The organism is Spirosoma fluminis, from assembly GCF_054778895.1.
Map to the genome: position 1 here is coordinate 58,767 of NZ_BAAGZD010000013.1, position 24,342 is coordinate 83,108.

The 24,342-nt window shown below is 52.0% G+C and carries 24 protein-coding genes and 2 tRNA genes; 11 read left to right on the plus strand and 15 right to left on the minus strand.

Features of this window, described 5'->3' with window-relative positions:
* Positions 1–18: 18 nt before the first annotated feature.
* The gene (locus ACYVBJ_RS16105) at positions 19–696 is read right to left on the minus strand and encodes a hypothetical protein (RefSeq protein ID WP_460983334.1); all 678 of its coding nucleotides are present in this window, start codon (positions 694–696) and stop codon (positions 19–21) included.
* 48 nt (positions 697–744) lie between these two features.
* Positions 745–1,905, minus strand: coding sequence for a THUMP-like domain-containing protein (locus ACYVBJ_RS16110; protein WP_460983335.1), 1,161 nt, complete (start codon positions 1,903–1,905; stop codon positions 745–747).
* Between the two features lie 149 nt (positions 1,906–2,054).
* Between ACYVBJ_RS16110 and ACYVBJ_RS16115 the strand changes: the two genes are divergently transcribed.
* Positions 2,055–3,671 (plus strand): SulP family inorganic anion transporter, encoded by a 1,617-nt coding sequence (locus ACYVBJ_RS16115; RefSeq protein WP_460983336.1) that lies wholly within the window; start codon positions 2,055–2,057, stop codon positions 3,669–3,671.
* Between the two features lie 40 nt (positions 3,672–3,711).
* Here the strand turns inward: ACYVBJ_RS16115 and ACYVBJ_RS16120 are convergent, their stop codons facing one another.
* The 4 genes from ACYVBJ_RS16120 to ACYVBJ_RS16135 form a co-directional block, all read right to left on the minus strand.
* The gene (locus ACYVBJ_RS16120) at positions 3,712–4,614 is read right to left on the minus strand and encodes an oxygenase MpaB family protein (protein WP_460983337.1); all 903 of its coding nucleotides are present in this window, start codon (positions 4,612–4,614) and stop codon (positions 3,712–3,714) included.
* Between the two features lie 22 nt (positions 4,615–4,636).
* Positions 4,637–5,062: a response regulator gene (locus ACYVBJ_RS16125; protein ID WP_460983338.1), complete on the minus strand. Its 426-nt coding sequence runs from the start codon at positions 5,060–5,062 to the stop codon at positions 4,637–4,639.
* 356 nt (positions 5,063–5,418) lie between these two features.
* Positions 5,419–5,982 carry a hypothetical protein gene (locus ACYVBJ_RS16130; RefSeq protein ID WP_460983339.1) on the minus strand — a complete coding sequence of 188 codons (564 nt, stop codon included), beginning with the start codon at positions 5,980–5,982 and terminating at the stop codon, positions 5,419–5,421.
* A 69-nt stretch (positions 5,983–6,051) separates the two neighbouring features.
* A tRNA-Leu gene (locus ACYVBJ_RS16135) sits at positions 6,052–6,133 on the minus strand.
* A 165-nt stretch (positions 6,134–6,298) separates the two neighbouring features.
* Here ACYVBJ_RS16135 and ACYVBJ_RS16140 point away from each other — a divergent pair.
* Positions 6,299–6,712, plus strand: coding sequence for a DUF3127 domain-containing protein (locus tag ACYVBJ_RS16140; protein WP_460983340.1), 414 nt, complete (start codon positions 6,299–6,301; stop codon positions 6,710–6,712).
* A 43-nt stretch (positions 6,713–6,755) separates the two neighbouring features.
* Here ACYVBJ_RS16140 and ACYVBJ_RS16145 read toward each other — a convergent pair.
* Positions 6,756–6,828 (minus strand) — tRNA-Lys (locus ACYVBJ_RS16145).
* A 123-nt stretch (positions 6,829–6,951) separates the two neighbouring features.
* On the opposite strand from ACYVBJ_RS16145, the gene ACYVBJ_RS16150 reads away from it, so the two are divergent.
* Complete coding sequence (locus tag ACYVBJ_RS16150) at positions 6,952–7,626, plus strand: tetratricopeptide repeat protein (protein WP_460983341.1); 675 nt, start codon at positions 6,952–6,954, stop codon at positions 7,624–7,626.
* A 19-nt stretch (positions 7,627–7,645) separates the two neighbouring features.
* Here the strand turns inward: ACYVBJ_RS16150 and ACYVBJ_RS16155 are convergent, their stop codons facing one another.
* From ACYVBJ_RS16155 to ACYVBJ_RS16175, 5 genes are all read right to left on the minus strand, one after another.
* Positions 7,646–7,906, minus strand: coding sequence for a leucine-rich repeat domain-containing protein (locus tag ACYVBJ_RS16155; protein WP_460983342.1), 261 nt, complete (start codon positions 7,904–7,906; stop codon positions 7,646–7,648).
* A gap of 29 nt (positions 7,907–7,935) precedes the next feature.
* On the minus strand, positions 7,936–8,346 hold the full coding sequence (locus tag ACYVBJ_RS16160) for a hypothetical protein (protein ID WP_460983343.1): 411 nt from the start codon (positions 8,344–8,346) through the stop codon (positions 7,936–7,938).
* A gap of 57 nt (positions 8,347–8,403) precedes the next feature.
* A complete protein-coding gene (locus ACYVBJ_RS16165; RefSeq protein ID WP_460983344.1) occupies positions 8,404–8,628 on the minus strand; it encodes a DKNYY domain-containing protein in 225 nt (74 codons plus the stop codon).
* Between the two features lie 105 nt (positions 8,629–8,733).
* The gene (locus ACYVBJ_RS16170; protein ID WP_460983345.1) at positions 8,734–9,129 is read right to left on the minus strand and encodes a DKNYY domain-containing protein; all 396 of its coding nucleotides are present in this window, start codon (positions 9,127–9,129) and stop codon (positions 8,734–8,736) included.
* A gap of 196 nt (positions 9,130–9,325) precedes the next feature.
* The gene (locus ACYVBJ_RS16175; protein WP_460983346.1) at positions 9,326–9,475 is read right to left on the minus strand and encodes a hypothetical protein; all 150 of its coding nucleotides are present in this window, start codon (positions 9,473–9,475) and stop codon (positions 9,326–9,328) included.
* A 415-nt stretch (positions 9,476–9,890) separates the two neighbouring features.
* On the opposite strand from ACYVBJ_RS16175, the gene ACYVBJ_RS16180 reads away from it, so the two are divergent.
* Positions 9,891–10,379, plus strand: coding sequence for a Riean_0653 family protein (locus tag ACYVBJ_RS16180; RefSeq protein ID WP_460983347.1), 489 nt, complete (start codon positions 9,891–9,893; stop codon positions 10,377–10,379).
* Positions 10,380–10,489: 110 nt separating this feature from the next.
* On the opposite strand, the gene ACYVBJ_RS16185 is transcribed toward ACYVBJ_RS16180, so the two are convergent.
* Together ACYVBJ_RS16185 and ACYVBJ_RS16190 are read right to left on the minus strand one after the other, a co-directional pair.
* Entirely contained in the window at positions 10,490–10,795 is a 306-nt protein-coding gene (locus tag ACYVBJ_RS16185; protein ID WP_460983348.1) for a hypothetical protein, read from the minus strand.
* Between the two features lie 293 nt (positions 10,796–11,088).
* Positions 11,089–11,343, minus strand: coding sequence for a glycosyltransferase family 2 protein (locus tag ACYVBJ_RS16190; protein WP_460983349.1), 255 nt, complete (start codon positions 11,341–11,343; stop codon positions 11,089–11,091).
* 376 nt (positions 11,344–11,719) lie between these two features.
* On the opposite strand from ACYVBJ_RS16190, the gene ACYVBJ_RS16195 reads away from it, so the two are divergent.
* The 6 genes from ACYVBJ_RS16195 (at position 11,720) to ACYVBJ_RS16220 (ending at position 20,758) form a co-directional block, all read left to right on the plus strand.
* A complete protein-coding gene (locus ACYVBJ_RS16195; protein WP_460983350.1) occupies positions 11,720–12,259 on the plus strand; it encodes a hypothetical protein in 540 nt (179 codons plus the stop codon).
* Positions 12,260–12,730: 471 nt separating this feature from the next.
* Complete coding sequence (locus tag ACYVBJ_RS16200) at positions 12,731–15,025, plus strand: polyprenyl synthetase family protein (protein WP_460983351.1); 2,295 nt, start codon at positions 12,731–12,733, stop codon at positions 15,023–15,025.
* Positions 15,026–15,051: 26 nt separating this feature from the next.
* Complete coding sequence (locus ACYVBJ_RS16205) at positions 15,052–17,361, plus strand: lipase maturation factor family protein (RefSeq protein ID WP_460983352.1); 2,310 nt, start codon at positions 15,052–15,054, stop codon at positions 17,359–17,361.
* A 96-nt stretch (positions 17,362–17,457) separates the two neighbouring features.
* On the plus strand, positions 17,458–18,777 hold the full coding sequence (locus ACYVBJ_RS16210) for a glycosyltransferase (protein ID WP_460983353.1): 1,320 nt from the start codon (positions 17,458–17,460) through the stop codon (positions 18,775–18,777).
* A gap of 6 nt (positions 18,778–18,783) precedes the next feature.
* Complete coding sequence (locus tag ACYVBJ_RS16215; RefSeq protein ID WP_460983354.1) at positions 18,784–19,596, plus strand: FkbM family methyltransferase; 813 nt, start codon at positions 18,784–18,786, stop codon at positions 19,594–19,596.
* The gene (locus ACYVBJ_RS16220; RefSeq protein ID WP_460983355.1) at positions 19,583–20,758 is read left to right on the plus strand and encodes a glycosyltransferase family protein; all 1,176 of its coding nucleotides are present in this window, start codon (positions 19,583–19,585) and stop codon (positions 20,756–20,758) included. Before ACYVBJ_RS16215 ends, ACYVBJ_RS16220 begins: the two co-directional genes overlap by 14 nt.
* A 164-nt stretch (positions 20,759–20,922) precedes the next feature.
* On the opposite strand, the gene ACYVBJ_RS16225 is transcribed toward ACYVBJ_RS16220, so the two are convergent.
* Positions 20,923–22,620 (minus strand): glutamine--tRNA ligase/YqeY domain fusion protein, encoded by a 1,698-nt coding sequence (locus tag ACYVBJ_RS16225; protein ID WP_460983356.1) that lies wholly within the window; start codon positions 22,618–22,620, stop codon positions 20,923–20,925.
* A 330-nt stretch (positions 22,621–22,950) separates the two neighbouring features.
* On the opposite strand from ACYVBJ_RS16225, the gene ACYVBJ_RS16230 reads away from it, so the two are divergent.
* Positions 22,951–24,300 carry a TolC family protein gene (locus ACYVBJ_RS16230; protein WP_460983357.1) on the plus strand — a complete coding sequence of 450 codons (1,350 nt, stop codon included), beginning with the start codon at positions 22,951–22,953 and terminating at the stop codon, positions 24,298–24,300.
* Positions 24,301–24,342: the final 42 nt, after the last annotated feature.

Consider the following 24,342-nt stretch of genomic DNA (forward strand, 5'->3'; position numbering starts at 1 on the left):
GAGACATGGTAAGCCTGATTATTGCTTTTTGGCTTTAACGGCCTCTACATTTTTCTTGCGGTTCTCCAGCTCCGTTAGCGCTGTTTCCTGGTCGGTTTTGTTGGTTTCCAGGTCTTTCTGAAATTGTTCCAGCTCTTTGGCATTTTCGTCGATGCGCTTAAGCAGGCGCTCCTTTTCTTTCGCATTAGCTTCTATCTCGCGTTGAAGTCGTTCGCCGTTACGTACCATTTTCTGATGATTCCGCTGCGCTTCATCGAAATTCAGCTCGGCCGTTTTTACTTCCTGATTGAACGTCGTTTTCGTCGCGAAATCTTTCAGCAGGCGTTCGGCGGCTGCGTAATGCGAGTCGCCGGCTTTTACGTAGTTGCCGCTGCCCAGATCAAAGGCCGCAAAGATTGTCGCCGAAGTGCGCGAGGACTTCACGGTGCTGGTCAGGTTGATTGGCTCCGGCGAAATGTCCCGCAGGTCGGCATTGGTAACCCGGTACGTACCCCGCGAGGCCGTTACCCGCCCGAACGTCTTGAGCTGGTCTTCCCAGTCTTTTTCAATCTGCTTCCCATCGCCCTGCAACGTCAGGTACAAACCCGACAGCTTGGTCCGGTCAACGGTGCTTTCGCCAGCGTACACAGTCTGGGCGCGGGCAGCGACTGGAAGAACGAAACTAAGCAGCACGATAAGGCGAGTAATAAAAGTCATAGGTATATAAAGTTTCTGCGGATACATAACGTACCGTTTCCGGAAATATTAAGGCTGGCTGGACAGAGCTTTATGCGTTAATAGCAGTCGTTTGTCGCCGTTCAGCAGCGTAGTGGCAAGTATATACAGATTCCCGCCTTCCTGCAAGGCCAGTTGCTTCCGTAATTCGGCCACGGACTGCGGGAAGTTTCGCACCGTCAGGTTGGCTTTGCGGCCCGGAACCAGCGCCTGCAACGCCTTGCGGTCGGGTTTAATTACGTTCTGAACGGCGAACGTGCGGCCCGGAAAATCAGGTTGCAACTGATCACTCGTGTACAGGTGGCTGTGCGGAGCCAGTTTGTGCAATCCGTAGCGGGCCGCTACCAGCCGAAAGGCTCCGGCTTTCAGCACAGCTGCGTTGGGCTCGTATACGTAGCGTAGTGGATCGCTGAACGTAACGTCGCTGGCGCGTTCCTGCTCTTTTCGAAACGTAAACGAATGATCACCCGTTAAGCTCAGGTTTACGGCCGTTATCGAAACATCGTCCGGCAGTCGGGCTTGTTTGTCAAGTACAAACAAAACTTCTTTAACCTCAGCCTGCACCGCCACAATGTGTACCGCTGCTACGCTGCTGATCGCTGCCTGGTTCAGTTGCCGCAACGCAGCGTCAATGTCGATCAGGGGTGACGTTTTAAGCAGAAGGTGCTTCGATTTTGCCAGTAACCTAGCCCGCACGTCAGCTTGCGATATGTCGGGTTCGCAATCGGCCAGGCGAACGACCTTGCCACCCCGTTCGTCCCGTCGGTGGGGGTCCAGATACAGCCAATCGACTCCACCGGTCAGACTATCCACAAAGGCTAACCCATCGCCGGTCTGCACCGTAACGGTCGGCGCGTCCAGCACAGACAGGTTGTATGCGGCCAGTTCCGCCAGCGGTGGCTGCTGCTCGACGTAGATGACCTGCTTGACTTGGCTGGCGAAAGCCCAACTGTCGACGCCCATTCCGCCCGTAACATCGAGCAGCCGATCTCCGCTGACCAGCGATGCTTTGTAGGCAGCGGTACGTTCGGAAGACGCCTGCTCTACCGACAGGGCCGGTGGAAACACGACCGCATCGTTGGCGTACCAGTTCGGTAGCTTATGCCGGGCTTTCTGCCGGGCGGCAATCTGGCTGGCTAGCTTTTTGATGTCCAGCCCCGCAGCGGGCGCTTTCAGCAACAATGCACCCACGTCTTCTGCAAGGTGGGTACGAATAAATTGACGTTCAATTTGCGACAGGTTAATCAAAATGATTATAAATTTGATTTTAATGTCTTTTTAATGTTCTGAAACGTTGTCAGTAAGATGGCCGTTACCGGTCAACCTAACCAAAACCACTCATGCAACGAGTTAACCCTGTTACAACACTTAAACAATATAAATCGGCTTGGTTACGCCAAGACATACCCGCTGGCCTATCCGTGTTTCTGGTAGCGCTTCCGCTTTGTCTGGGTATTGCGCTGGCTTCGGGAGCACCTTTATTTTCGGGTTTAGTCGCGGGCATGATTGGAGGAATCATAGTCGGGCTTCTGTCGGGGTCCGAAGTCAGCGTCAGTGGGCCAGCGGCCGGGTTAGCCGTTATTGTTGCAGACGCGATCACAAAAGTAGGTTCATACGAAGCATTTCTGGTGGCTGTAGTGCTGGCCGGCGTTATCCAGTTGCTGCTGGGAATTATCAAAGCGGGACGGTTCAGCTCGTTGTTTCCCGATAGTGTGATTAAAGGAATGCTGGTGGCGATTGGCCTCGTTATTATTCTGAAGCAGATTCCGCACGCCCTCGGCCGGGATAAAGATTACGAAGGTGAGTTTGAATTTCAGCAGCTGGCTGATGGCGAAAATACCATCTCTGAAATCTACCGGGCCATTGAAACGGCTAGCCCCGGTGCGGTACTTATCAGCGGTATTTCGTTACTGTTTCTGATCGTCTGGGAGCGTACGGCGGGACGTAGCAGCCGGACTTTCTTTAAAAACTTTCCGGCAGCGCTGGTGGTGGTTATTTTTGGCGTAGCGCTCAATGAATTCTTTCGGGTGGCAATGCCAGCCTGGTACCTGGGTGATACGGCGCATCAGCACATGGTTCAGATTCCAACGATTGATCCGGGCAAGAGTGTCTTCTCAATTTTTGATTTTCCGGACTTTTCCGCGCTCAGCAACTATACCATTTACAGCGTAGCCGTTACGATTGCCATTGTAGCCAGTTTGGAAACCCTGCTGAATCTGGAAGCCTCCGACCGGCTGGATTCGCAGAAGCGGGTATCGTCAACGAACCAGGAGTTAATTGCTCAGGGGGTAGGCAACATGCTGTCGGGGTTGATCGGCGGGCTGCCCGTTACGTCGGTAGTTGTGCGGACGTCCGCCAACGTTTACGGTGGAGCCAGATCGCGCGTGTCAACTATTCTGCACGGGTTATTTCTCCTGATCGCTGTATTTCTGGGTGGACCGCTGCTTAATCTGATTCCGCTGTCGTGTCTGGCCGCCGTGCTGATTATGGTGGGGTATAAACTGGCGAAACCCGCTATTTTTAGGAAAACGTACAAAGACGGCTGGAGCCAGTTTGTACCGTTTATTGTTACCGTGCTCGGTATCGTCTTCACAGATCTGCTGATTGGTATTGCCCTGGGCTCGGTTGTCGGTATCTTTTTCGTGCTGTACACGAATTTTCAATCCTCGCTCCGTATCAACCGAAATGGTAGCAAGGTCACGATTGAGTTCGAAAAAGACCTGTACTTCCTGAATAAACCACAGTTAAAAGAAGTACTGGGGAGCCTGAAGCGGGGTGATGAACTCGTGATTGACGGCAGCAAGGCCCCTTTTATAGATCACGACATTTACAATATGTTGCTCGATTACAAAGAAATCGCGGTAGCGCAGGGCATTACGTACGAACTCCGGGACATAGCCCTGAACGTGCATAAGCGGAAGCCGAACACACGCGAACTGACGAACCAACAGAAGTAACTTTGGACGGAAAAGCAGCTGACTCGAAGTGAGTACTGGTTCACTTCGAGTCAGCTGCTTTATTCAGTAGGTGTGCCGGGCCCACCGCTTCAATGGCTGGTACACCATCGGGATAGTGCCGAAAGCTTGTGTTCGCTACCAGCGATGGGTAAGGCTTAAACGTTAGCCAGCGAAGCGGCCATTTCCGAATCCACAACGCCGTATTGAGCAGCGAGATAAACCAAGCCGGTGGTCGTCTGTAGCCAAACGCCAGGGCTAGTTTTTCGTCGATCATACCCGCTACGGCTGGGCGAACGAACGGGTGCAGTACGGTTGGAAACCACCCCTTGACAATCTGTACCGTTGCGTCGGCAATGCGACGGTTACTGTCCGTGAACCGAAAATGCCGCGCTTCGTACGCATCCGTAAACGCACGTAAGTCGGCTAAGGTGGCCGGAATATCGACCAGGTGCATTCGTTTGCCTACCTCACAGAAGAAGTAAAACAGAGCCAGCTCTTCGGCCGGGCTGAGGGCACGCCAACCGTAGCGGTTCACCCACGCGATCGGATAGAAGATAAACGTAGACAGCACGAACAGGTAATCTTCGTTCGCGATCCGATAGTGACCGTGAATATAGTTCATGTGGCTAATGGCCCGCTGCCCTGGCTCACTCTCGTAACCAGCTTCCATAAAGGCTGCGATCAGGCGGCTCGTATCATCGTACCGCTTTTGACCGTGCCGCTCAAATTCACCCGTCTGGGCGAGTAAGCCAGACACGCGGGGGCTGGCATAGGTATGAAACAAGGCCAGTTCAAGCGCTCGGGTGATGTCGAAAGGGAATTCGTAGGCCGTCAGTAAGTGAACGATGCGCTGATTGTCGCGGACGGGATCAAGCCGCTTAAGTTCACGTTGAACGTCTGGGTTTCTAAACAGACCCAGACGTTTATTATACACAGCAGGCATTACAGACAAACAAAAAATAAGGTCAGACAAGTTGCTGCGCCAACTGCTGAGTTAGCGCAATTAATTGCGTGAAGCTGGCGGGCTTCGTCACAAATTGGTCGGCACCAAGCGCCAGGGAACGTTGGCGGTCATCTTCACTCGACGACGTCGTGAGCATAATAACCGGCAGATCGGCGTATTTCTGACTGGTGCGCAGCTGCCGGAGCGTATCAAAGCCATTCTGATAGGGCATGTTGATATCCAGCAAAACCAATTGGGGCAACTCTTCATGTGCCGCCAGCGTCGACAGGAGTTCTTCGCCGTCGGTAAGCACCAGTACGTCGATGGGTGGGGTAATGCTTTTAAAGGCCGAACGGATAAACAGCCGATCGTCTTCGTCATCGTCAACCACCCAGATGGGCGGTACGGGGCTTAGAGATGGGATATGAGCACGTCGGTTGGTCATCATCGGGCGGCTTTAGCAGTCTTGGTAAAAAAAGCGGTGAATAGCCATACCGACTGATTACGGCATAATGAATACAGCAAGTACTGAACTCGAAAGGCGGCCATAATCAACTACTTAGCTGCCTTTATGAGGTATACATACACTGTTGAAAAAGTAACAGTGATCTATATACGTTAGCTGATAACAAATATATAACAGAACAATGGATTCAGCAAGGATTGATAAGGCCGTAAGCGGTTTGTTAACTGTTTCTTAATAATTGATTTTGTTAACTACAGAACCATACCGATATCTGAACGCTCCTTTGACTGGTTTACCGATAAAGAGGCTGATTGATCTGTTGTATGCGGTGGACACTATTAGAAATCTTTAATCTCCTTACGGGCTTTCCACGGCTGTTTGGTAGCCTGTTTTGCGCCTTTTTCGCCCGAGCAGATGCGACATAGAAACATGATCTCCAAAGACCACCCTTTGTCGGCATTGCCCAGTGAAAGGCTAATATGGGTTCTTGGGGTTAGCCAGGCCACCTGCCTGATGTCGCTAACGGAGGACGTTTTGCCGGAGCCGTATTTCTCGGTCAATAAAGTTTCGAACTCGCTGGCGGCTGCCCGCACATCCGCTTCCGTTACAGATACCGTGCTGTAATAGAAATAAGTAGCCGACAGCAGCGAATCGCTGGTAAAATCATATTCAAGACCAACCCGGCGGGAAGCCAGTTCGATACCGGTATACACTACTTTTTCGTTTTTAATCCGGTTCGGCTTAAGTGGTAATTCAGCTTCACGAACTTGCTTCGGCAAGTACCCCCAGCGTATCTGGCGGAAGTCGGGGGTTGACTGCGCCTGACCTATAGCGGCTATGCTGATCAGCAGTACCCCAAGCTGAAAAATCAGAGAACATCCTGAAGTCGATTGCTTATGCATAGCGGTGCGTTTAGAAACTAAAAAAGCACTTACGCTTTTAGGGTAAGTGCTTAACGAAGTATGTGTTTGTGACCACGGGGAGACTCGAACTCCCATGCCGTGAAGCACCACCCCCTCAAGATGGCGTGTCTACCAGTTTCACCACGTGGCCGGTCACAATTGCATTGTGTTGAATGCGGGTGCAAATATAGCCGTTTGGTCATTTTATCCAAAACAGGAAGCAGAAAGATTCCGCTTTTTCAGACTTATATAGGCTAAAAGTGAGCAAAAATTCGTAATTTTATCTTTCTAAATTATTAATAAAAGCCCAATTAACATGGCACTTGAACTAGTCGGAAAACTTATAAAAGTATTGCCCGAGGTAACCGGCCAAGGCAAAAATGGTCCCTGGAATAAGCAGGAGTTTGTAATCGAAACGCTCGATAGTCAGTACCCAAAAAAGGTGTGCATGACGGCCTGGGGAGAGAAAGCGAGTGATTTGAAGCAGTTTGCGGATGGCGATACGCTGAAAGCGACCTTCAGTGCTGAGTCCCGTGAGTATAACGATCGCTGGTATACCGAGCTTCGCGCGTTTCGGATCGAACTGGCTGAGGGTGACGGTGGTCCGGCAGTAGGCGCTCCCTCTCGTTCGGCAGCCGCCCAGACGGCTCGTCCAGCTCAGCAAAGCCAGCCTGCCGGTATGCCGTTCAACACGACATTTGAAGACGAAAGCAACGATCTGCCGTTCTAAACGCCACTAACACAAAAAAGCCGCTAGATAGCGGCTTTTTTCGTGATTCGGCTGGGATTCGAACCCAGGACCCATACATTAAAAGTGTATTGCTCTACCAGCTGAGCTACCAAATCATTCAAACGATTGGCGATAGATGATAGCCTTTTCGTTTATTGTGGTGCAAAACTATAGCCTTTTTTAGTTCATTGCAAGCCCTACATCTTAAAATAAGCCTATTTTTTTGTTTTTGGGCGGCTATGGCTCAGGCGCAGTCCACTTCAGCGGATTCGCTGCGTTTGGCCGATTCGTTGTTTTCCACTGGAGATCAGGCAAATGCGGTACGTCTGTATGAAACAACTCTGGCGAATGGACATACGGCGACTGATCCGATGCTGCTGAAGCTGGCGAGTGCCTACGAAAAGCTGGGCGACACGCCAAAATTGTTGTATTACCTGGAAGTATACTTCGATCGTCATCCCGACGATGCCGTGCTTCGTAAAATGAATGACATCGCCAGGGCCAATAACCTCAGCGGATACGAAACGGATGACCTGAACTATTTTTACCTGTTCTACCGCAAGTACGGTATTTACTTTCTGCTCTTCCTGCTGATTCCGGCGGGTTACGTCTTTAGCGTACTGATTCTTAAGCTCGTTCGCAAACAACCCATTTCTACGCGGCAGAAGTGGACCACGCTGTTGTACCTATTTCTGCTGTTGATTTTCGTGAATTTGCCCGAAGGCGTACAGTCAGGAATAACCAGTCACGATCGGGTACTATTGCGAACAGACCCGTCAGCGGCTGCGCCCGTGGTGGAGGTGATTGGCCGTGGAAACAAAGTTAACATCTTGGGTACCAGAGATATTTACCTGCGCGTACTCTGGCGCAATGAGTTGTACTTCATTCGTCGGGATAACGTCTGGATTATCTAATGGGCGGATACAGGCGGCTTCATCCGCGGCTTTTTCGTAAAGGATTGTTCTGCATGAACAACCATCGCAGGTTTGGACAGTCCCGCAGGGTTGTTACGTCGGTAATCCGATTGTTGGACACATCCAATCGGTCCAGGCGTTCTGAGCGGAGGCTGCTCATGTCGGATAGTCCACAGTTTTGGAGAAACAGATCACTTAGGTAGGGGAGTTGGCTAATCGGTTGCAGATTGGTAAGTGTATGCCCCGACAGGTTGAGTGCGGTAATGTGTCCCTTTTGCACGCAGATGCGAAAGGGAGTTGTCGAGTCTGCTACGTGCCAGTGTTCGGTAAAGACGGCATCCGCCAATTGAAGACCCGTCCCCGCCAGTAGCTCGGTAAGCCTCTCTTTTTCGGCGGGTCAAGTGACTGGAGATCGTAACTGTACTGACCAGGAGCGGCCCGGCTTATACCAAGTTCGAGCGAAATGCCGAGTGCGTATACTCCTACGCCAATCAGGCAGAAAACGAGCGATACCAGCGCGGCCAGTTTGTGTTCGGCAAAGCCTTTGATACCCCACCAGACGGCCAGCATATAGAGGAATGCGCAGCCGAAGATGGAAACGGAAGCGAACCAGTCTGGGAGTTTGTGCAGGAACGAGGTCGGCTCTGTAATACCAAAGGTGAACGTGTAAGCCAGAAAGCCGGTTACGGTGGCCGATACGAGTAAACTTCGGAATGCCATATCCATCATTGCTGTATAAGCGGTCGACTGAATATTACCAACTCAGCCGTAGATAAGTTAATTGGGTACCATCTGACCCGACTGGTACGTTCTGTTTTTATCCTTCGCCTGTAAGTAGCCTGTTTCCTCAAACGTAGCAGGATCGACGCCGGAAATGCTTTCGCTACCGAAATATACCCTGCATTTATCGCGGGCATAATACGTACCTACACCCTTAAACGTCTTGACGTCCTCGTCCGGAATAATCCGCCAGCGTGTTGCCCGGCCAAGTGTAATCCCCATACGTTTTGTCCGTCGGTGAATTGAAAACCGACACCCGTACAAAGGTCAGGCTGTTTACACCGGCTAGTGGCTCGTCATTGACGTATACGTGCCTGGCATCCCGTGTCAGATACATCCCATTAAACATGGGTACGAACGTAAACGGGGCGGGGTCGACTCCGCCAAGAACGCGAGTGTCCTTATAGACCCGGCGATTGTCGCGGGCGTGTAGGCAGTGCCCCCAGCCGTTACGTGGGTGAGCGTCTCTTCCGGATTGGGAACAATGACAAAGGCCGAACCATCGTCGCTGATGGGCTGGCCCTGACAATAGCTGCGTTTGTGGTCTTTCGCGTAGCTGCCCGCCAGGTAAGTGAAAGTGGTCGGTTCCGCGCCATCAACAGCCTGATTTTGGTAATAGACGTGCGTTCTATCGGTGCCGTATTCTGCCGTAAGGGCCTGGAAGGTGCGGGCATCAGATTCAGGAAATTTCCTCCCCTGAGCCGGAAAACCTACATGTAGCACGACCCGCCCGTCTTCAATCCGGTACCCTTGCAAGTCCCGCTGCCGCAGCTGTTCAGAAATACGGTGGCTACGAACACGCTGATACTACACACAACAATGGGCACACCGGGCTGCGATAAGTTCATTGGAAATGGATAAAATCTGAGTTAGTAAAGATTCATGCAAATTCTGGATTGCTGGTGATTATCGATTCACGTTAAAGATTAAGTATCACCAGTACGCTCAGGATCAGCAACGCAATGGCAACAAGGGCAATCCAGTCGAATCCGCGTTCGAACAGGTGTCGTACTTTCTTTTTGATCAGTTTCCTTGGCTCCGTTCGGTCCATATACGCTCCTCGTTTCATACCCATCCTGATTTAGGCCCGCCTTTGATAAATGACGTAAAACTGGCCTTAACATTCAGGGTATATCGACCTACTTGATACGTGGTAAGAACGGCCAAAAAAACGGCGGACCTGAGCTAATATCCGGTCAAAATAACGTAACGACTGCTCAATACGTACCAGGAAAAGCAACAGGTTCACCGGCTAGATAGGCCATTCCGACCGGTTTTACGGTGATCTCCACCGCTTTTAAACCAATTCCTGCCAGCCATACAGTCTCAATCATGAGCGCTTCCCAAATGTATTTGCTTTGAATTGTCAAACGGCACACACGTCAATTACACCGCCTTCGTAAAGACACCGGTTTCTGGCAATGTGGAGTGCTGATTATCTGAAAGTCACTCAGTATTCACGTTCAAACCAATCAATGTCAACCATGAAAAATGTACGCCTACTCGTTCTATTCTCTATCCTTGGTCTGTTTACAGTATCGTCCTGCAGCAAAAAAAATGACGATGTTACGCCCAATCCATCGGGCCAGCAGCAAAATCCGAACGGGTTCCAAGTAAAGATAGATGGCAAAAGCTACGCGCCTGATTTTCAGTACGCCCTGACATCCATGCCCGGTAAAGATGGGTACTACGGTATCTACGGCCTGGACAGCAAGACCGACGATGTGGTGGTAATTGCGCTGCCCAACACGGCCGCTGAGGGAACCTACACCCTGAACAATGTCAACATTGGCATGCTTAATTACGCGAAAGAATCATACTCGACCGTCGTGGAAGGCGGAACGGGCACGGTGACCATTAAGAAGAAAACCGCTACCGAAGTATCGGGCACGTTTAGCTTCACCGCCTTTGAAGGGACCGGTAAGAAAAAATTAACGCTGACGGAAGGGACGTTCCAGGTGGCTTTCCGGTAAGAGAGCAACCTGCTCCTGACATACATGCCAATTTCGCTGTGCCTCGATCCTGTCGATACGTATTATAAACGCGTATCGACAGGATCGAAGCGTTAGTTTACGGCCAGACGTCAATAAAAGGTTTCCTTTTTAAGCCGCTCCTCTTCAACTGGAACCGGCCGACGCCCGGCCAGGAATCGATGTAGTTGGCGAAGAGCTTCCCGGTAACCCGCCCGTACGTTTTTGTCAAGGCGGCTTCTCGGGTGAATATGCAGCGTATGGCGCAGAGCGTAATACAGTGGTCGTCGCAGCCAAAAGTACCGTAACGTATCGCGGGTTAACAGATGGGTGCGCTGGATTGTGCTACGCACCGGGGAAGGAAAATGATAACACACAACATCTTCGGCGTACGTCAGACTCCAGCCCTTCGTCCGCATATCGGCCGAGAAGAGTCATTCTTCTCCCGCAATCGCACAATCTTTATGGAACCCGCCAGTCGACCAGAAAGCGTCGCGACGAATAGCGACTGCGCAGCATACAAATTCTAGAATGGCCGGACCGGGCAGCGGCCGCGAATCGGTTAAGGGACTGTCGCATGGCTTCGCAAAGGGGCTCCAGACGTTGTTCGTCATCCAACAGCACTTTCCCGGCCAGCACTCCCAGTTGCGGGTAGGCATCGAAGTACTGGACGGCTGGCGTCCGTGCGCCGGGGACTCAGTACGAATCGTCGTCACAAAAGGCGACGAGTGGCTTTTGGCAGGTTTAACCCTTCGTTACGGGATATGCGGCCTAATACGGGCGGTAACCATGTTATGGTAACGGCCGGAAAGTAAAGCCTGACCTGCTCGGCCGTGCCGTCAGTTGAGCCATTGTCGACGACGAGGGAGGGTTGTTGAGGCAGCGCCTGTAAGTGCCGTAATGTATCAAGCAACGTATCGACCCGATTGTGCGTAACGAGTATAACCCAAATGCGCGTACTAAGCATACAGACAGCGAGGTGTATATTCCGGATGAGGTACGGCAGCCAACAGATAGGAAGCCGCCGTCTGCTGGCATGATGGTTTACCGACACTACTGACGAAGGTTTTAGGCCGATTAGCTAACAGTCCAACCTGCTCGTAACCTGTTGCTGCGCTTCGTTAGCGCATGGTTAAGTAAACTAAGGGCGGTCAAGAAATGCACAATTGCTTTTATTTTAATGTATATTGTTTTTGACGACCTGTGCAGGAGATTGTGTTGTAGAATTTAGATTTTATGGTAACTTGCGTGCAAACAAACTGTAAGTAACCATTTGTTACAAAATACAGTGCTTACGTATCGGAACCGTATCTTGTCGAAGTAAATCGCTTAGCCTGGCTAAAATGAATACCATCAAAATCAACCTCGATACGCTGTTGAGGTATAACATCACACCTAATCAATACATATTCCTGTTTCTCACCCATACCCGTCAGTACGCTGCCATGTATAAATTCGGGCAGGAAGGACCGGGGTTTTCGGTGGAGGAGATCGGCAACCTCGTCGATCGGGGCCTGATTATGGACCTCAACAAAGAAGGGTATTATTACATGGACTTTTTTGTGCTGACGGACGAAGTTGGGAAAGACCTGTTTGATACCGACCGCGAGAAGGCCGCAATGGAATTCTGGAATGCCTATCCAATCTTGTTACGGGACGCGAAAACAGGTGAAAATTATTCCCTGTTGAATACCGATAAGCAGCAACTGCTTAAAGATTACTACATCCGGGTGGGCTACTCCGAACAGAAGCACCACCGTGTGATGGAAGCGCTGGACTTCGCCATTGAGAACAACATGATTGATATGACCATTCGGCAGTGGCTCGACTCCGAGCAGTGGACGATGATGTGGGAGTTAAAGGAACTTCAGCAAACAAATTAGTCTACCTCCGAGCATATCTGAAATCAGCGCAAAACGCTGATTTTTTCGTATAACGCCGTTGTCGCTCGCTCAACTTTCATCAGAATCCCGCTGGCGTTCGTTCCCCATGTTACTCACTTTCAATGAAAATTGCTTAACTTGGCCATAGTTGCTCTTTTAAAATAAGTGTACGCAGAGTAAGGTCAGCTCAGAAAAAATGGTGGAAGGGATGTCGAGCCACACTCACTAATGACCGCACTGCTGATCGGGTGTAGCAATTCAAACGAGTGTTCGGATGGCTGCTCATTTGTTATAGTAAAGTAGACTTCATGTTACCGTTTACACAAAAAAATGGGACGGCAGCTGAAATAATGATAATTTGCTTATTCTACTTCATCAAGGGAAATAATTGGCTGATTTACAGCAGATAATTTTGTATTCTTGCTTTTTTCCTTCTGTTTCAACTATAACATCACTCCATCCTTCTCGTTTATGACAACCCTGTCTTCCGAATCCATTTTACTAATCGACTCAACGAATGCTCAGCCGCCGACTCATTCTTTTCCGGCTGACTGGCCTGTGGCGGGACCGATCGACCTGGCTATTCATGATCTGCCCCATAGTTCGTCGACACTTGAGTGGTGGTATCTGAACAGCCACCTAACGCTGGCAGATGACCGGCCATGTTCATTATTTGCTTCGTTCTTCCGGATGGCCATTGGGCGCGATGAAACTACCGGGCAAATACAGTATGGACACACGCTTACCTGGGCGATAAGCGATGTGAAATCACAACAGTATTATACAGACTCACTAGTCGATCCAAGAGCTCCTAAAATAGGGCTCGACACCATTGATAAGGGAGAAGATAAAACCGATCCGCTGCTGCAACGGGCACTTCGCGAGGTGCTTGTCAAAGGAAACGTAGCACTTCCGGACCGGATGCTTTCTAAAGACGCTTTCGTCAGTCTGGAGTCTTTGTCGCTTGACTACGACGGAAATACACTGGTGAAAGAAGTAGACGGCAGTTACCGCCTGACCCTGGTAAACGTTGATGGATCGGTCGGGGCGGAATTATCTTTTTATGCGCAAACCCCACCCGTTCGGCAGGGCGATGAAGGGGTTGTTATGGGAACCTCGGGTGAGGATATGTTTTATTACTTCATGCCGCAATGCCGGGTAGAAGGTACCCTCACGCTAGATGGGAAAAAAGTTGACGTCGCTACGGCAAGCGGGTGGTATGATCACGAATTTGGCAAGTCGACTGATGAGGAAACACCAGAAGCGCGCCTGGACCACAAAGTCGCCTGGAACTGGACGTCGGTTCAGCTCGTCAACGGGTATCAGATCAGTGCGTATGAATTGTTCGATAATAACGCAGGCGAAGAGATCTGCGGTCGCTGGCTTGTGCTTATCGACCCGAAAGGTAACTCCCGTCAGCATGACGACTTTACCTTACTGCCCCTCAAATACTGGACGAGTTCACGCACCTTCACCAGTTATCCGACAGTCTGGCAATTAACGATTCCCTCGGCTGATATCAGTCTGGTAATTGAAGCCGATTTCCCGAAACAGGAGTTCAATACTATTATTGCCAAACGGGCGTTCTGGGAAGGCCGTATGTCGGTTACCGGTACGTTTGCGCAGGAGCCCATTTATGGATTGGCTTACCTTGAGCGCAGTGGCTTTGGCTTGAACGAGAAGTTAACCGACTTTTTTAAGGCCGTCACCAAAGAAACGCGGAAGTCGATCGAAGCGCTGCTGCCGCTGAATCCATCCGATGCGCAATTACGCAAACTGGTGGCGAGTGACGAGAACGGGCACTATCTGCAAGGTCTTGATCCGGGTCAATACAGCCGGGCCCTGATCAAGCCTATTCGTGAGATGATCGATCGGGGTGGAAAATCCTGGCGTTCATACGCAGCTTTAGCCTGCCTGGACCTGGTCGGTGGCGATTCGCAGAAATACATGAACTGGCTGGCCTGGCCTGAACTCCTGCACACGGGTTCACTGATCGTGGACGACGTACAGGATAAATCAGATATACGGCGCGGGGGCCCGTCCTGTCATGCAATCTATGGCGAAGCAACGGCGATCAATGCCGGTAATGCCTGTTACTTCCTGGGAGAACTGCTCGTCGACTCAACACTCTCGGATAGTAAAAAATTAAAATTATATACGCTTTACTTCGAGACACTGCGGGCGGCTCATGCTGGTCAGGCCATTGACATCGACGGCTTTGACGCCATGATGCCCGAGGTAGTCGGCTACGGCCGGGGCGCTTTGCTGGAAGACCGCATTTTATCGGTACATCGCCTGAAATCGGCCGTTCCTGTCAGTTCACTTGCGCAACTGGGTGTTATCATGGGCGAGGGTACGCCCGAGGAGGCTCAGCTTCTGGGCAACTTCTTCGAAGCGATGGGGCTGGCTTTTCAAATTATTGATGATGTGCTCAACCTGCGCGGGTTTGAAAATAACCTGAAGAGTCGGGGCGAAGACATTACGTGTGGTAAGATTACACTGCCCGTTGCCAAAGCCATGGGGCGGTTGGGCTGGCCCGCGCGTCGCGACCTGTGGGACACGATTCAGACCAAACCATCTGATCCGGCCGTGATTGATCATGTTATTGATCAGCTTGAAGCCTGCGGAGCCATTGAAGCGTGTAAGAAACAGGCCGAAGAGCTGGTTGAGGAAGCCTGGCGTAAGCTGGATGCCCGAATCCCGGATTCAGACGTAAAGATCAGGCTGCGCGCCTTCAGCTGGTACGTGCTTGAACGCCACTATTAAGCCCGCGTTCTTTACGTGCTGACGTTATGATACCACTTGATACGATGCTTGAAGGGCTCACACCTGAGTTGGTGTGGGGCCTTTTTCTGCGTGGGCTGGGATTCGTATATTTCCTGGCCCTGGTGCAACTCTATCACCAGGCAATCCCATTAGCCGGTAGTCGGGGGATATCGCCTGTCCGCGAAAAGTTAAATCGGATCAGGGCCGATTATCCGGGCTGGCGGCATTGGGTGTATTTCCCTACTTTGCTCTGGCTCAACGCGAGTGACCGGTTTCTGAAAGGGCTGGTTCTGTTGGGGAGCACTGCCGCTGTGGTGGTCATGGTTGGCGGCCCGTTTTCGACGGTGGCCTTGTTCATTTGCTGGATCAGTTACTTATCCCTCGACATTGCCCTTGGCTTTACTTATCCCTGGGATAGTTTACTGCTGGAAGCTGGTTTTTTAGGACTGTTTCTACCTCCGCTGGCGGCTCTTCCCGAACTGACAGTTACCAGCCTGCCCATCCCCGCGGTGGCCTGGGCGTACCGCTGGCTTTTTTTTCGGGTCATGTTCGGATTTGGCAAGTACAAGTTCATCGGTGGGAGCCTGCGCGATAGGGGCTATTTCCGGAATTTTATGGTAAATATTCCCTTGCCTAACTATCTGGCCTGGTATGCCAGCCGCCTTCCCCGCTGGGTATTTCAGATCGTTATTATACTCGTATTCATCTCGGAGGTCATTTTGCCGTTTGGCGTTTTTGGCTCGGAAACCAGCCGTTTGGTCGTTGCCGTCACAATTGCCTGTTTAATGGTGGGCATTCAGCTCGTCAGCAATTTCGGGTTCTTCAATCTACTGACCATCGTGCTTTGCATTATGCTGCTGGATGGGCAGTCCTCGATTTTCGATACGTCGCTCGCGATGATCCAAACGCACTGGCTTACCCACGGCGTCATTCTCATGCTGGCGATAGGGGGCTTGCTGAACCTGCCGTTTAACAGCTGGTGTACGCAGACCTGGCCTCACTGGCCCTCGCTGGCCCGTATTCCGTCAAAAGCAGTACAAGGGCTACTGACGTTTTGTCGGCTGCTCAACCGGTTTCGGGTTGTTAATTCCTACGGAGTTTTTCCACCGAAAAGCAGCCCGCCTATTCACTGGGTACCCGTTATTGAAGGCACGCAGGACGGTCAGACCTGGCTTCCGTATGAATACCGGTATATGACCACGACGGAGATGACGCCCCCGCGTTTCATCGCTCCGTATCATCCTCGGGTCGATCACGGTATTTTCTATGAATCGTTCGGAACAAACGACTCTAATTTTGCCTGGTCGACGATTGGCAGTGGAAATCCGTATGATTATTCCCATGTCAGCGGGGTGGAATGTCTGATGCAGCGACTGCTGGAAGGAGAACCAACTGTACTGCCTTTGTTTCGCCATTGCCCGTTTCCGGCTGATAACCCGCCTACGGCCGTCCGGATGAATCTCTATCGCTTTGTGCCGACAACCGTTGCCGAACGCCGACGGTCGGGCCGCTGGTGGATACGAACATTCGCCGGGACTCATTTGCCGCCGACGGGAATAGATAAACGGGTGTGGCTGCAACGCTACCCCAAGCCCGAATTATTCCACCCCGACGCCAGAATCTGGAAACGGCGGGCTCCAACTATGCAGGTGCTGCAATCGGTAGCCCGGCAGGGGGAAGCGGAGAAGCTCTGGCCAGTTATTCAGGCAGATTTGTCGATGAACTTATCCTGCTTTTGGGATGAGTATTTACCCATGATCGAAGCGGGAGGGAAAGACTGGAAAACGATGCCGCAGGTGGTCGCTACGTTCAGAGAGCGGTACAACTGGCAGCAGCGGGAGCAACTGGAGATCATGCTGAACCGATTAAGTCTGGCCCTGTTGACGAAACTCGAACCTCATTTTATAGGTAAAGCCGTTCCTCATATTGACGTTAGCGAGTATTTTCAGCTCTGTTTGTTTACGCACCACATCATCGGTAAAGGACCAAGTACGTATGCTTCCGTCCTGGCTGATTCTGTCCTGGCTGTTCAGCACATGGCAGATTTCAGCGTGGAGCAAAGTTTCTATTACGTAGGCATGTTCCGGTTCGATACGCTCGTGTATCAGGCCCGCAAGTTCCGGTTGGCTATGCAAATTTCAACGGTGATCTGGGGAAATGGTCTGCCGGGATTCCTGGAGTTGATACCGTTTGTCAGTCAGCAGTTTGCCGAGATTGGTGAGGAGAACCTACCCATCCTGCACCGAAATCCCGCCAATGGCGAGTGGTTGGTATGCGAGACGCAAACCAGCGGTGAACTCGTCGATGAACTCGACGCCGGACCGCTCCGGGTCTAGTGCCTGACAAGTACTGGTTAATACCGGCCGTTTAGTTCGTTGCCCGTTGCGTCACCAAGTGTGGCGGTACCCGCTGTAACTCAATTTTTACTAAGTATGAATACCCTGGCGTCTGCCCCGCAAACAGATTCAAGTATCTCACAACATATTGTGCTGGCGTCCTATGGTACGTTAGGCGACGTATTTCCATTCATCCAGTTGGGTAACGCGTTAACTGAGCGGGGGTATCGGGTTACCCTGGCCAGCAGTGAACTCTACCGCGCACAGGCTGTGGCCTGTGGCCTGACGTTTGTTCAGCTCCGGCCCGATTTGACAGCCTCGGGCCTACCGCTGGAGGAGTTTGCGGGTCGGGTAATGGACCCGGCCAAGGGGATGAGCTACGTATATCGAGAGCTGCTGATGCCCAACTTACGCAACAGTTACGCGGATTTGATCGCCGTCACCCACGATGCTGACCTGCTCGTGACGCATCCACTGGTATTGGCGGCTCCTCTCGCTGCCGAAAAAACAGGCATTCGCTGGATATCGACGGTGTTGTCACCCCTTTCATTTATGTCCCGCTATGATCCGTCCATTATGACGGCAAACCAATTTCCTGATCCGCACCGGCTGAGTCCGTTCCTGGTTGGCCTGATTATACAAGGTATCAAGTGGGCGCTTCGGTCATGGACCACGCCAATTCAGCAATTTAGAGCCGAGTTAGGTCTTCCAGCCCGCCCGAACCCGTTATTTGAGGGACAACATGCTCCAGACCGGGTTCTCGCCTTATTCTCTTCCGCCTTTGTGGCTCCGCAACCTGACTGGCCCCAACAGGCCCGGACTACCGGTTTTATCTTCAACAACTACGCACCAGCGGAGCCGCTGTCGCCTGCCTTGCGCGACTTTCTGGCGTCTGGGCCAGCCCCGGTTGTGTTCACGCTGGGATCGTCAGCCATATTCACAGCGGGTCGTTTTTTTGCCGAAAGCGTAGCTGCGGTTCGCCGGATGGGTTGCCGGGCCGTATTGATAACCGGGGGCTTTTCGCACGAGGGCCTCGACGACGTTGAAACGGATCCTTCTATTCTGGTTGTTGATTACGTACCCCACGGAATTATATTCGATCGGGCTTCCGTTATTGTTCACCAGGGCGGTATTGGTACGGTCGGACAGTCGTTACGTGCCGGTCGGCCTATGCTGGTTGTACCTCATGCGCATGACCAGCCCGATAACGCACTTCGGATCCAACGGCTGGGCGTCGGACGAATGCTACCCGCGAATCACTACTCCGCCGATCGGGTCGTAACCGAATTGACGGCCTTACTGCAGCAACCAACGTATCAGCTTCGCGCGACTCAGCTTCGTAAGCAGGTTATGACTGAAGATGGTGCTCAAACCGCCTGTCTCCTCATCGAAGAGCAGCTTACCGCAACTCGTTAATACTATATGGCCGTTGTACCCGAAATTAAGCTGTTTGGCGATTCATCCGTGTATTGCCTGCAACCCAAGGAAGCGACCTACCTGGCTGGTGAGGTGAACGATTACTTGACGCACGGCATTCAGATCCGACCGGGTGATACCGTATTCGACGTCGGGGCCAACATTGGTATTTTTTCGTTGTGGATATGCCGCCTGCAGCAAAATCAGGTTACGGTGTATGCCTTCGAGCCGATTCCGGCCATCGCCAACGTACTGCGGTTAAACGCCCAGCGGTTCGCACCTGACCAGCTGCACGTAATGCCGTACGGCCTGTCGCATTCGAGCCACACGGCCTCGTTTACGTACTATCCTAAAGCCACCGTGTGGTCTACGGCGTATCCTGATGTTGCGTATGAGGAGCGTAGCCAAACGAAACAGGCTACCCTGCGCAGTCTGGAAAAAGCTCCCCGCTGGGTTCGCTTTGTGCCCACCCGCGTCTGGTCTACTTTGATCGACTACGTATTGAATTGGGTCATGCACAAAACCCAGACGGTTACGTGTACGCTGAAAACTATTTCCGCCGTCATCCGCGAGCGGAGCATTGCCCGGATCGACCTGCTCAAAATTGATGTTGAGCACGGCGAACTGGACGTATTACAGGGCATCGAAGATGCGCACTGGCCAATTATTCAACAAGTTGTTATGGAGGTACACGACATCGACGGAAAGCGGGCGCAGATCGAGGCATTGTTGACCAAACACGGCTTTAGCCAGATCATTACCGATCAGCAGGACGTGCTGACGAACACCAACATTTACTTATTGTATGCTGTACGCTGAAACCCCCACTACGAAGCGCGTTGTCATTATGTATTTTGACGCAGCCTCCGGGCATCGCTCGGCAGCGGCTGGTCTTAAGCATGCCCTCAGCGAGCGCTACCCGCACTGGCTGGTATCTCTGGTGAATGTGGTCGATCTGTTCGACCGTCACGAGCGTTTTGGACGTATCGTCCGGCTTGGTATCGATCGTTTCAACGGGCAACTTATCCGGGATAAGGTGTTTGACCTCGGCGGCCAGATTAATTTATCGCTTTTGTTTCATGATCTGCTGGGTAAAAAAGGAATACAGCTGTTATCGACGTTCTGGGCCGACGCTCCGCCCGACGTAGTGGTATCGGTCACGCCGATGTACAACCCCGCCATTTACCGGAGCGTCCGTCTGGTTAATCCCAACGCGGTATGCATTACAATTCCCGTTGATTTCGACGAGGTGAAGCCACGCTACTGGTTTACCCCCAAGGTAGAGCAGCATTACCTCAACGGGACCGACCGGCTGGTGGAGCAGGCTCAGGCCGCGGGCATAGCTGCCCGGTATAACCACCGGATTGCGGGTATGATCGTTGACCCTGGCTGTTACCAAGTTCCGGCTGTTGACAGAGCAACTGAACTGAGCCGGCTGGGACTTGACCCCAGTTTGCCAACGGGGGTTCTTTCCTTTGGCGGGCAGGGGAGTATCTACGGGCTCCGGGTCGCCCAGGCTCTGATTCGGTCAGAACTTAAGGTCAATATGATCTTCCTGTGCGGACGTAACAAAGCGGTCTACGAGCAGATTAGTGGCCTCGATACTCCTTATCCGAAGCTGGTGCTGGACTATTCTCCTCAAACGCCGATCCACTATTTACACCTGGCCGACTTCGCCATTGGTAAGCCGGGGGCGATGACGATCACCGAAGCGCTCATTACCAAAACGCCACTTATTGCACTGAAAAGCAGAGGGATGCGGCCGGTACAGCGGGGCAACGAAGCCTGGCTGGTTAAGCAGGGGGTTGGCATTTTAGCCAATGGGGTTGAGCAGATTATACCGGCAATCCGGCAAGTGTTGGCCTCTCCAGTCTATGCCCAGCGAGCGGCCCAGGAGGCTCACCCGGCCGTTTTTGAAGCCGCTGACCTGCTGGGGACATTGGTGCATACCGACCATTCGGAGGCCAGTCTACCGGCTTGACGACACCGTTGTTTCGTCAAATGAACGCCTTGTCCGTAGTTCAATTCCTTTACGGTGCGATTAAAAGGCAATACGTGTCGGTTATGGCTGGTTGATGAAAAACAAATAACGAGTGCCGGATAGGCTAACTGCTCCGACACTCGCTAGTATTAATTACTCAGCAATCAGCCCTTTTTCTGCTCTTTGGCCCAGCCGTCTTTCAGGGTTACCGTCCGGTTAAAGATTGGACGATCGGCCGTTGAATCGGGGTCGAGCACAAAATAGCCTTTCCGCATGAACTGGAAGTTAGTCTGCGAGCCGCTACGTGCCGCTTCCACCAGGGCGGGTTCAACAAAGGCCCGCACTACCTGGAGCGAGTTCGGGTTTAACAGTTCACGGAACTCCCGTTCGTCGGCTGCCGGATTCTCGACGGAGAACAGCCGGTCGTAAAGCCGTACTTCTGCTTCCACAGCGTGCGGTACCGAGACCCAATGAATAGTGCCCTTTACGTTAATTCCCGATGTATCGGAACCACTGCGGCTCTCCGGAATGTAGGTGCACCGAAGTTCAATAATCTCGCCCGCATCATCCTTCACAACCTCCTCGCACTTGATGATGTACGCGCCTTTCAGACGGACCATGCCGCCCGGAAAGAGTCGGAAAAATTTCTTGGGCGGGTTCTCCAGAAAATCGTCGCGCTCGATGTATACTTCCCGGCTGAACGGCACCTGACGGTACGTCATCTCCGCTTCTTCGGGGTTGTTCTCAACGTTTAATTCTTCGACCTGGCCTTCCGGATAATTTGTGATGACCAGCTTCAGCGGCTTCTCATCTAGTACGGCCATGACACGGTGGGTCGATTTGTTCAGTTCCTCGCGGATGCAGAACTCCAGGAGGCCGACGTCGATCAGGTTGTCGCGCTTGGCAATACCGATACGGTCGCAGAACTCCCGGATGCTGGCGGGCGTGTAGCCCCGCCGGCGAATTCCCGCAATAGTTGGCATCCTGGGGTCATCCCAACCGCTGACGTGCCCGTCTTCTACCAACTGCTTCAGCTTACGCTTACTCATGACCGTATAGGTCAGGTTCAGCCGGGCGAACTCAATCTGGCGGGACGGGAAAATCTCCAGCTGCTGAATGAACCACTCGTATAGCGGCCGGTGCACCTCGAATTCCAGCGTACAGAGCGAGTGGGTGATGTGCTCGATGGCATCCGACTGCCCGTGCGCGAAATCGTACATTGGGTAAAGGCACCAGGCATTGCCCGTACGGTGGTGGTGCGCGTGCCTGATGCGATAGATGATGGGGTCGCGGAGCTGCATGTTGGGCGACGCCATATCGACTTTAGCCCGCAGCACTTTAGCCCCGTCCGGAAACTCACCGGCTTTCATCCGACGGAACAGATCAAGGTTTTCGTCCACACCCCGGTCGCGGTAGATACTCATCCGGCCTGGTTCCGTAGGCGTCCCTTTCCGGGCGGCAATCTCTTCCGGTGTAGAATCATCGACATAAGCCAGCCCTTTCTGAATCAGCTTCTCGGCAAACTGATAAATCTGCTCAAAGTAGTCGGACGCGTAAAATTCGTTTTCCCACTCAAAACCAAGCCAGCGTACGTCGTTTTTAATCGAATCAACGTACTCAGTATCTTCGGTAACAGGGTTTGTATCATCAAAACGGAGGTTGGTTTGTCCGCCGTATTTATCGGCCAGCCCGAAATTCAGACAAATGGATTTCGCGTGTCCGATGTGCAGGTAGCCGTTAGGCTCCGGCGGAAAGCGGGTGTGAATACGCCCCCCATTTTTACCAGCAGCCAGATCATCTTCAACAATTTGCTCGATGAAGTTGAGTGACCGGTCTGAGGATTCTATTGGTACTTCCGTCATACGTAATGTCGATGCAATAAAAGCCCGAATTTACGGCGCTTGACCGGGTTTGACAAACTTTTGCCCGTGTAGCTCCGACTTTATACTGTTTGGAGAAACGTAAGTACCGTTACTTAAGTGGAAGTGCTCAAAAATGAATTATTGGCAACGTGTTATGAGAAAAACTACTCTGTATCAGCTTACTAGATTCCTCAGGCCCATTCTTTTTTTGCGAGTGAACTGAACAAAAAGGACTACAATTCAGGTTTCTTCCAACATACGGCTCTCAACACCCGTCGACGGTAACACTTGGCGCATAGGTTCTGCCAACTGGTTGTATTCATCCCCATCATGAAAAGTAGGTTTATTGGTGTACTGGTTTATGCGTGTCTGGCAGGATTTTCGGTCGCGTATGCACAGGTTAGTCCAGCAGGTACGCAAACGACACTTCAACAGGCTACATTGCCCAATTGCATTCAGTACGCTCTGGACCACCAGCCTCTCATTCGGCAATCGCTTATCGATCAGGAGATTGCCGACCGAACGGTCCGAAGTAGTTTATCCGCCTGGTATCCGCAGCTGAACGCGGGCTATAATGTCCTGCATTATCTGAAGCTGCCCGTTACGCTTATTCCCGACGCTACTACCGGCGAGCGACGACCGGTTACCCTCGGGGCGCAGAACACATCGACAGTATCGTTCTCCCTTACCCAGAGTGTTTTTAGCCGCGATCTGCTGCTGGCCAGCCGAACGGCTGATGCGTACCGGTTGCAGGCGAATCAGGCTACGGTCAGCAATAAAATCGACATCGTGGTCAACGTCAGTAAAGCGTTCTACGATTTAATTCTGACCCAACGCCAGGTTGACATTCTGACCGAAGATATTGCCCGGCTACAACGGAGTTTACAGGACGCAACCAACCAGTACCAGGGTGGAATTGTCGATAAGACGGACCCGCAACGGGCGCGCATCGCTCTGAACAATACCGTAGCGCAGCGAAAGCAGTACCACGATCTGGTGGGAGCGAAATACCAGACGCTGAAGCAGCTGATGGGGTATCCGCCTACTTCGACCCTGAACGTAACGTACGATACGCTGCAACTGGTCAACGAAGTGGCGCTGGACACTACGTTGCTGGTGAACCCCCAGAATCGCATTGAGTACCAGCTACTCCAGACGCAGGGGCGGCTGCTCGAAGCCAATGTGCGCTACAACCGCTGGGCATACCTGCCAACCATCAACGCCAACGCGAACTACAACCTGCTCTATCAGAATAACTTTTTTGGCCAGCTCTACAGCCAGACGTTTCCGAACTCGTTGATTGGCTTATCGGTCAATTTGCCGATTTTTCAGGGAGGGCGACGTATCCAGCAGCTAAAGATTGCGGAGCTGCAGGTCCAGCGACTCAGCTGGGATCTGGCGGCACTGACCAGCGCCGTCGATGCAGAGTATGCACAGGCCCTGGCCAACTACAAAGGAAACCTGGCGAATTATCTGGCGCTGCGCGAGAATCTGACCCTTGCTGAGGACGTATACCGGGTGATCAACCTGCAGTACCGGTCCGGCATACGAGCCTACCTGGACGTAACGGTTGCGGAAGCCGACCTGCGAACGGCCCGGCTCAACGTGTTCAATGCGTTGTATTCGGTTTTAATCAGCAAGCTGGATGTGCAGCGGGCATTGGGCGAGATTCGTTTTTAAGTACAAAAAATTTGGGAACTCTACACTCTAACGGAAGTCGAT